Genomic DNA, 6,133 nt, shown 5'->3' on the forward strand with positions numbered 1-6,133 from the left:
GCAAAGGCAATTGTGGTACCCTTTATTAAATAATGAACGGTATTAATCTCCAGCTTTTTTTCTTGTAGTCAGGGTAATGGTCCGGAAAACTTAAAAGCAGTGCTTTTTCTTCAATTCTGATACGCCACAGAAAAGCCAGAGTAACGGGGATCACTGATGCCAATATTGACAGCAGATTTCCGAGGGAAAGCCCCATTCCAAAGAATGCTATAATAACGCTAAGGTAGGCTGGATGACGGATGTAACGGTATACACCATTCGTTATCAACTGATGATCATCGAGAATAGCCACGTTTACCGTGAAGAATTTTTTTAATTTGTATATCAAGTGCCAGCGTAACAGTAAACCAGCTATAATCATAAATAGCCCAAACCAAGTTAACACTTCATCTTGACGGGCAAAGCGAAATTCTTTCGATTTACTTAGCCAAAATGCAATAATTAATGCGCCGTAAGTAACAATCTTTATTATTATTTCAGAGCGTCCATCAACTATATTAGAAGTGTTGTTGTTAGTTCTTTTTAACGAGCCAATAATTGTTTCTGAAACTATCCATAAAAGACCAATCGCTAAAGAAGCATAGCTGAAAAGCATCCTTACCCCACTATAACTGCAATTTATTTTTATCAGGAATAAACCAATTCAAGAAGTGAGTTGTTAAATAGAGATAACAACTATGAGGAATTAAATCCATCCCTGAATTTGGCCATGCATCCAGCACTATTTATGTAAAAAAACTGAAAATTTATCGTGAAGAACTTTGATTTTTTTGAATAATAACATCGATAATTATAAAATCAAGAAATAATTCTACATAATTGAGTTTATGTCATTAATTATTTTGAAATGTGATAAATGTCAAATTTTCGTGATGTTTTAAATTAAATTGCTACGGGTAATCTAGACACTTTTGAACCGTTGTTGGGCTGTACCAGTATCGATAGACAATACCGACCTACCACTATAGTGGATCAGCTAAACCGAACCGTTATGTACGTTCTTTCACACAAAGTGTGAATAAAAAACATACGTAAATCCGCAATCCGCTCTTTTTCTGCCAGAAGGGCTTTGCCGACAACTGGAGCAGGAAGAGGTGACAATGCTGAACAGCCAGTTGCAAGTGCTCCTGCTGAACAGTCACAAACCATGTTGAACTGTCTAGATAAGGCATTACGGGCCGGGAAAATTAGTAATCCGGTCGGCTGGCTGCTGGTGATGATGAAACGGGTACGGAAGGGGAAATTATATGGACAACCTGAAATCGCTGTTACCCCGTCTGCCCCTGCTAAGGTACCTGTTGAATTCACTCAAAATGTCGTGCGATCTGCTTCACCTTCCTCACAAGCCCATGTGCGTAATATGGTGAAAGACATCCGTCAGCGGCTGACAATGGCGAAATACCGCAATGATAATATTGATTAAAAAATATGCGCCAGTGCCCGTGGCACACGCGATTAAAAAGTGTTCTGTTTTGGACGAAGCAACAAAGGTTAGAAATCATCCTGTGTTACCTGAGCTAAAGGTGGTTAAAAAGCATACGCCAGTGCCCGTGGCACACGCGATTAAAAAGTGTTCTGTTTTGAGCGAAGCAACAAAGGCTGGAAATCATCCTGTGTTACCTGAGCTAAGGATGGTTAAAAAGCATACGCTTGTGCCCGTGGCACATGAGACTAAAAAACAATCACTTCTGACAACGAATAAAGTGCACTCTTTTTCCCGTTTCCCATAACTGGTTATCCATTGAGTCACAGCCTCCTTTGCCCTGATAGTTCCACAGACCTATCAAGGCCAAACAGGAGTCTTTGTGCATGTCTGATTCAGAAGACAAATCACCATCCCAGCCACGTTTACGCGCTGGAGTATTAACCTCCTCATTAACGATTGAACTGCATACCCATTATGCCATCCGTCTGTGGGCAGGGCGCAGACGGGAAGAGATCAGCAATCCACGAAAATTTTCAGGTATTCTCGGGATGCCGCAGGTCATTAAGCGTGCCGGTAATATCAGTATGGATTCCGCCGCCGATAACCCATATGCCGATGCCTGTCTGGTGAAACTGGAACACGCGCTGGATACGGCTTTCACCAACCTCCAGCAGAGTATTGCCACTTTGCAGGATACCCTGAACGCCGTACCACAGCAGATCACCTTATCCGCCGTTTCCTCTGTCGAACCACTGAATATCGGCGTCTACAGCCACTCCCCATTGGGTTATCGCTGTGTCTGGCTGCTGGTTGGCTATGACCAGCTCGCCATGAAAACGTTTCAGGCTTTCCATTATGGGCTGATTTCACGGGCAGAGCGTGATGCCTTTCTGCACAATGGCAGCCGTGCCATTCGCCAGATTTACGGCATTGTACGCTCTTACCGTTCACTGGCGGTCACCCGGCATGATATTGCGGAAAAAACACCGACAGGGTGTGAGGCCATTACACTGCTGGGTGAACCCCATCCCGATATTTTGTCAGGCAAGTTGCGTTCGGTTTTCTCTCCACCTTTACGTTCGGTTGAACCCAATTAATGGAGGGGATGCGATGCAGCTTTATTTGTGTGAAAAGCCCTCTCAGGCCAAAGACATAGCCAAAGTCCTGGGTGTGAGACAGCGCGGGCAGGGATTTCTCTTTAGTGCCCGTATCATTGTCACCTGGGCCATCGGGCATTTGCTGGAGGTCGCTGCACCCGAACACTATGGTGAGCAATTTGCTCCGCCATGGCGTATTGATGCCCTGCCGATTCTGCCAACCCAGTGGCAGTGGGTGGTAAAAAAAGAGACCGCCGGACAGTTTGCAGTGATCCAGCAATTATTAAAACAGGTCGATGAGGTGATTATTGCCACCGATGCCGACCGTGAAGGCGAAGTCATCGCCCGCGAGTTGCTGGAATATTGCTGTTTCATCGGTACGGTCAGGCGGCTGTGGCTGTCGGCGCTGGATGAAACCAGCATCCGGCAGGCACTGGCGGCAATATTACCGGGTGAGCAGACGGCAGCGCTCTATCAGGCCGGACTGGGGCGGGCACGGGCCGACTGGTTAACGGGCATCAACCTGACCCGCTTGTATACCCTGAAAGCACAGGCACTGGGTTTTGGCGATGTGTTGTCCATTGGCCGGGTACAGACCCCGACACTGGCACTGGTGGTGAGCCGGGATAAGGCAATCAATCAGTTTGTGCCAAAACCTTACTGGCAGGTGATGGTGAAGCTGGAAAAAGACACTATTCGCTTTCCAGCGAAATGGCTGCCCACAGCGGATGATGGCGATGAAGAAAAACGCTGTCTCCGGGAGGCCGTGGCGCAGGCCGTGCAACAACGTTGTCAGCAAGTAACGCAGGCCACCGTGATGGATGTCAGCAAAAAACGGGAGAAAACACCGCCGCCGCTTTGTTTTGATTTGGGCACGTTGCAGCAGACTGCTTCCCGTCACTGGGGCATGGGGGCGAGTCAGGTGCTGGCGATTGCCCAGTCCCTGTATGAAACCCATAAAGCCACGACTTACCCGCGCACGGATTGCGGCTATCTGCCCGCGTCGATGCAGGCAGATATTCCGGTGGTGTTGACAGCACTGGCGAGAACCGACCCTGCCATGACCACCATTATCAGCCAACTGGATAAACAATATGTTTCCCGAATCTGGAATGACACAAAAATCACGGCACACCATGCCATTATTCCCACGCGTCACGTCTTTGATATCACCCGCTTAACGACTGATGAGCTAAAGGTTTATCAGCTTATCCGCCAGTATTACCTGGCGCAGTTTCTGCCGGTTCAGGAAACAGATGTGACCGAGGTCACGCTGGATATTGGTGGGCAGTTATTCCAGGCGAAAGGCAGGGTGAATGTGATGACAGGCTGGAAAGCGTTGTTTACCGATGAGGCGGGAGAGAGTGGAAAGGAGGAAGGAAAGGAAGCCGATCTATCGCTACCGGCCCTTAATCAGGGTGATCGCTGTCAGGTGATTGAGGCAAAAATTCAGTCTCTGCATACCAAACCGCCGGCACCGTTTACTGAAGGTACGCTGATTGCCGCGATGAAAAATGCCGCCAGTCTGGTCAGTGATCCGCAACTGAAACAAATCTTACGAGAAAGTGCCGGGTTGGGTACAGAAGCGACCCGGGCCGGGATCCTAGATACCTTGTTTAAACGCCAGCTGATTGAGCGGAAAAAGAAAGCGATCCACGCGACGCCGCTGGCGCAGGAACTGATTGCCGGGCTGCCGGCGGTGCTGACAGATCCGGGTATGACCGCGTTATGGGAGCAGTCGCTGGAGGATATTGCGCAGGGCAAAGCGTCGCTGGCGGTTTTTATGCAAAAACAGGCGCAGTGGATTTTGCATTTAGTCGAACGGGGTAAGGCACAGCCGCTACATCTGACGTTGCCGAAAACACCCGAATGTCCGAACTGTGGCGGCCGGATGCGGCAACGGCAGGGGAAAACTGCTCCGTTCTGGGGTTGCGTGAACTATCCGGGCTGTAAAGGCATGCTGAATGACAAAGCGGTCACGCAATCGCGTAAGGTCAGACGGGCAAATCAGAAAGTCTGAAGATCTGGTTGTTGATTGACGTGCTGACGGGATGCTTTAAAAATCAACCTGTTTCTTAAATGATCGAGGAGCCTGTAACGATCGCCTCCGGGTGGCTGTAAAACTCCCGTAGCCTGAAAGGGAGTGCCTCAACGCGGTACATCTGCCCACCTTTGGAAGCAGATATTGTCAGTCCAACGGCAATGAAGGTTCATTATTCTTTATCAGAACGTCAGCAACGTACATGCCTGACACCCGGCGGGGAAAATCATTCCCGTCAGGGGATAGGATTTTCTCCGTTGTACCTTATTTTTGACCTCCATGGAGAAAATTGTATGTCTGAGAACGCAACACCCTTAACCCAAAATGACTATTTCAACCTGAATATTAAAGGCCTGGGCTATTTGAATAATATCCGCCATGTCAGCACGGCCAATGGCACGTTTCTGAGTTGCGTGATCAATGCGTTAAATGGTCCCAGTGATAATCCGGTCTATGTGCGTTTTGATATTACCGTGGTCGGCAAGGAGGCGACCAGTCTGATCGCCCGTTGCCAGAAATCGGTGGATGAGGACAAAAAAGTGTTGCTGGGTTTCACCTTAAGCAATCCTTCCACCGATATTTTTACCCTGAAACGCGGGGATCATGCCGGTGAACAGCGCGTCAGCCTGAAAGCCCGGTTGATTAAGGTTGACTGGATTAAAATCGGTCAGGACAAGGTCTATCAGGCCGAACAATCCGACTCGACACCACCACAGAATGGTATAGCACAAACCGAATATGCAGAAAACTCGTTCTGATATTCATTCTACTCCACTGACTTGCCCTGAATGTTTTCAGGGCAGTCCCTTTGCTAACAAATACAATAGGGTACAGACATGAATATTGAACCGATTGGTGTTCTGGCACTGCAATATTGTCATAAGCAATTACCGTTAACGGTGTTGCAAACCCGTGCGGGCTTTTATATCGGCACGACAGAGGGCGGTGTGCCCTGCTCCCGTGAGTCTATGGAATATTTTGCCAGCCGTGAGCAGGCGGAGTTTGCCCTGAAACAAGGACGCTGGACACAACGTCAGTCATCGTAACAGAGAGGAAATATATGTCTTCACGTGGAGTAAACAAGGTCATTTTACTGGGGCACCTAGGGCAAGATCCGGAAATCCGCTACTTGCCTGCCGGTGGCACTGTAGCAACGCTGTCACTGGCCACCTCCGAAAACTGGCGCGATAAACAAACGGGCGAAATTCGGGAAAAAACCGAATGGCACCGGGTGGTGATCTTCGGCAAGTTAGCGGAAATTGCGGCGGAATACCTGCAAAAAGGCGCTCAGGTTTACATTGAAGGCCAGTTGCAAACGCGCAAGTGGCAGGATCAACAAGGGCAGGATCGCTATTCAACGGAAGTGGTGGTGAGTGTCAATGGCACGATGCAGATGCTGGGAAGTCGTGGGGATGCAAAACAGGCGGCTGCTCAGCAGATGGGGCATAAGCCAGCACGAAAACAACCGCCTTCTCAACCCGCCAATAAGGAAAGAAAGGCGACTCCGGCAGTACAATCTGCTGCGTTACCGGAAGAGGAGGAAATGGACTGGGCTGATGAGATCCCGTT

8 protein-coding genes are annotated in these 6,133 nt (G+C 48.8%); 7 read left to right on the top strand and 1 reads right to left on the bottom strand.

Going from position 1 to position 6,133, the window contains the following annotated elements; translation table 11 throughout:
* Window positions 1-25 precede the first annotated feature (25 nt).
* Window positions 26-595: a methyltransferase family protein gene (locus AAC854_RS13660; RefSeq protein ID WP_340617586.1), complete on the bottom strand. Its 570-nt coding sequence runs from the start codon at window positions 593-595 to the stop codon at window positions 26-28.
* Between the two features lie 474 nt (window positions 596-1,069).
* Here AAC854_RS13660 and AAC854_RS13665 point away from each other — a divergent pair, with 474 nt between their 5' ends.
* The 7 genes from AAC854_RS13665 to ssb form a co-directional block, all read left to right on the top strand.
* Window positions 1,070-1,423, top strand: coding sequence for a hypothetical protein (locus tag AAC854_RS13665; RefSeq protein ID WP_340617587.1), 354 nt, complete (start codon window positions 1,070-1,072; stop codon window positions 1,421-1,423).
* Complete coding sequence (locus AAC854_RS13670) at window positions 1,407-1,730, top strand: hypothetical protein (RefSeq protein ID WP_340617588.1); 324 nt, start codon at window positions 1,407-1,409, stop codon at window positions 1,728-1,730. Before AAC854_RS13665 ends, AAC854_RS13670 begins: the two co-directional genes overlap by 17 nt.
* Before the next feature lie 79 nt (window positions 1,731-1,809).
* A complete protein-coding gene (locus AAC854_RS13675; RefSeq protein ID WP_340617589.1) occupies window positions 1,810-2,523 on the top strand; it encodes a PFL_4669 family integrating conjugative element protein in 714 nt (237 codons plus the stop codon).
* A 13-nt stretch (window positions 2,524-2,536) separates the two neighbouring features.
* On the top strand, window positions 2,537-4,543 hold the full coding sequence (locus AAC854_RS13680) for a DNA topoisomerase III (protein ID WP_340617590.1): 2,007 nt from the start codon (window positions 2,537-2,539) through the stop codon (window positions 4,541-4,543).
* A gap of 314 nt (window positions 4,544-4,857) precedes the next feature.
* Window positions 4,858-5,322: an STY4534 family ICE replication protein gene (locus tag AAC854_RS13685; protein WP_340617591.1), complete on the top strand. Its 465-nt coding sequence runs from the start codon at window positions 4,858-4,860 to the stop codon at window positions 5,320-5,322.
* Window positions 5,323-5,400: 78 nt separating this feature from the next.
* A complete protein-coding gene (locus AAC854_RS13690; protein ID WP_340617592.1) occupies window positions 5,401-5,610 on the top strand; it encodes a hypothetical protein in 210 nt (69 codons plus the stop codon).
* Between the two features lie 14 nt (window positions 5,611-5,624).
* On the top strand, window positions 5,625-6,133 hold a 509-nt coding region (ssb, locus tag AAC854_RS13695), incomplete at its 3' end, for a single-stranded DNA-binding protein (protein WP_340617593.1).

Origin of the sequence: Xenorhabdus entomophaga (assembly GCF_037996725.1) — a bacterium.
GTDB lineage: Bacteria > Pseudomonadota > Gammaproteobacteria > Enterobacterales > Enterobacteriaceae > Xenorhabdus > Xenorhabdus khoisanae.

Bases quoted from the DNA above. Each gene is read 5' to 3' on its own strand.
- AAC854_RS13690 (WP_340617592.1), top strand. From the start codon at position 5,401: ATGAATATTGAACCGATTGGTGTTCTGGCACTGCAATATTGTCATAAG.
- AAC854_RS13685 (WP_340617591.1), top strand. From the start codon at position 4,858: ATGTCTGAGAACGCAACACCCTTAACCCAAAATGACTATTTCAACCTG.
- AAC854_RS13660 (WP_340617586.1), bottom strand. From the start codon at position 595: ATGCTTTTCAGCTATGCTTCTTTAGCGATTGGTCTTTTATGGATAGTT.
- AAC854_RS13680 (WP_340617590.1), top strand. From the start codon at position 2,537: ATGCAGCTTTATTTGTGTGAAAAGCCCTCTCAGGCCAAAGACATAGCC.
- AAC854_RS13670 (WP_340617588.1), top strand. From the start codon at position 1,407: ATGATAATATTGATTAAAAAATATGCGCCAGTGCCCGTGGCACACGCG.
- AAC854_RS13675 (WP_340617589.1), top strand. From the start codon at position 1,810: ATGTCTGATTCAGAAGACAAATCACCATCCCAGCCACGTTTACGCGCT.